Source organism: Mesorhizobium sp. P2_C4 (assembly GCF_056404575.1).
This window is the reverse complement of sequence record NZ_JBFUDT010000018.1, coordinates 1-1,525: the sequence shown is the minus strand read 5'-3', so window position 1 is coordinate 1,525 and position 1,525 is coordinate 1. Positions and strand designations below refer to the sequence as shown.

1 protein-coding gene is annotated in these 1,525 nt (G+C 59.7%); it reads left to right on the top strand.

Translation table 11 applies throughout. From position 1 onward, the window contains the following. The first annotated feature begins 511 nt into the window (after nt 1-511). A complete protein-coding gene (locus AC1DX6_RS30505) occupies nt 512-778 on the top strand; it encodes a type II toxin-antitoxin system ParD family antitoxin (RefSeq protein ID WP_477320291.1) in 267 nt (88 codons plus the stop codon). Nucleotides 779-1,525: the final 747 nt, after the last annotated feature.

Sequence of the window (1,525 nt, the reverse complement as noted above, 5' to 3'; positions counted from 1 at the left end):
GAGCAGCCCGGTAGCTCGTCAGGCTCATAACCTGAAGGTCACAGGTTCAAATCCTGTCCCCGCAACCAAATACAGAAGAGCCCGCCTTGTGCGGGCTCTTTTGTATTTTGCTGTGGTGGCCGGCCGATCTTAACCTGGCATCAGGGGCCCGCAACGAGGCGCAGCCGACGCCGCGGGACAGAAAAGCCAAAGCCTCTCCCCGAAACCAAATCACAAAAACGGCCCGCTCAAAGCGGGCAGTTTTGCGTTTGGCTGTGTCTTCGGTCGATCTTGAGCCTCATCAGCGGCCCGCAACGACGCGCAGCTGACAACGAGGCGAAGCCGACAACGCCGGACAGAAACGTCAAAGCCTCTCCCGTTCCCATGCCAACTCTTCCGGCGCCAGCTTCTCGAAGCAGATCCCTCGTCGGCGGCCCCTTGCGAAGCGTGGCCCCGTATGCGCGCACTGCTAATCATTGCTATCTATTGCTACTAACCCTGATCGACATCATAATCTCCCCAGGAGGTTGCCATGCCCAACTACGCTCTAAGCGACCACTACGAGAGCTTCATCAGAAAGCAGCTCGAATCAGGCCGCTATAACAATGCCAGCGAGGTTGTTCGCGCCGGCCTGCGTATGCTCGAGGATTTCGAGGCGGAGCGGGAAAGATGGCTACGCGAGGAAATCCCGGCGCGCCTGAGCGAGCTCCAGCAGGATCCGGCTAAGGGCATTCCTGCGGAAACGGTTTTTTCGCGGCTCGAGGCGCGTCACCGCGCGAAGCAGGCGAAAGCCAGGTAGGCAACGGAGTACCGGGTCGTCTTCCATCCCAAGGCAGAAGCCGAACTCGAACAGCTCTATGACGACATAGCCGACCGCGCGTCGCCGGCGATCGCCTGGAATTTCATTGTCGGCATCCGCGCGCCTGGGTTTGTCGACTTTTCGACAGCGCGGTACAGAGCGGGTCGAGATCATGCCAGGGCTGCGGGCCATTGGCTACCGGCGCGCCGTGGGCAATTGCCCTTGCGGTCGAGGGCGAACAGGTCTTGATGCTGGCATCTTTTTCGCCGGTCGGAACATCACGGCGGATTGCTGGAAGGCCGGCTCTGAAGCACTGCTCGGGCTGGCGCGGCGGTCGATATTCGCCAAGCAGGGCAGGCGATTTTCAAGCCGATGGCGGGCGCCCGCCGCCGAGGGGTGAGGCCTCCGTAGAAATGATCGGCCGCGGAACACCGCTCACGATTTCAGCCAAGCCAACTCACGAATTTCGGCCTTGAGGATATGTCCACGAGAAAACGAAAAAACATGCGTGATCGGTGTTGACAGTTCTGGTTGGTGGCGACTATATACGCCTCACGAACGAGGGCGGTGCGCCGCTGGCGGCGAAGCAGTTTGCTTCTGAGAAAGCCCTTGTGAGAATTCAAGAGAGCCGCGTAAGCGACACTCGGACGGCCCCGAAGCCACAAGCGTAACGGGCCACGACATCGCGTCTGCGGCGTCTGTTCTTTGAAAATTGAATATTGAAGAAAGAGAAACGTGGGCGGCAGA

Bases quoted from the DNA above. Each gene is read 5' to 3' on its own strand.
- AC1DX6_RS30505 (WP_477320291.1), top strand. From the start codon at position 512: ATGCCCAACTACGCTCTAAGCGACCACTACGAGAGCTTCATCAGAAAG.